1 pseudogene is annotated in these 339 nt (G+C 41.9%); it reads left to right on the top strand.

Going from position 1 to position 339, the window contains the following annotated elements:
- Positions 1-339 (top strand): annotated as a pseudogene (locus tag AWW68_RS10975) (HYR domain-containing protein); the annotation flags it as partial.

The raw sequence follows: 339 nt of genomic DNA, 5'->3' as shown, positions 1-339 counted from the left end.
GTTTCTAGCTCTGACAACTGTTCCATCACTTCTAAAGTACTGAGCAAAACCTCTTTCAATTGTGATGACTTAGGCGACAATGATGTAACTCTTACCGTTACTGACGCTAACGGCAATGCTACTACCAAGACCTTCAACGTATCTATTGCTGATACTACTGCTCCTACCGTTATTGCCCAAGACTACACTGTCGCACTCGATGCAAACGGTAATGCTTCTATTTCAGTGCAAGACATTGACAATGGTTCTTACGACAACTGCTCGTTGACTCTTTCTTTAGACAAACTGACTTTTGATTGTTCTAACGTTGGTGACAACACGGTTACACTTTCTGGTGTA

The organism is Roseivirga spongicola (assembly GCF_001592965.1).
GTDB lineage: Bacteria > Bacteroidota > Bacteroidia > Cytophagales > Cyclobacteriaceae > Roseivirga > Roseivirga spongicola.
Note: the sequence above shows the minus strand (reverse complement) of the source record. Positions and strands in the feature narration are given on the sequence as shown.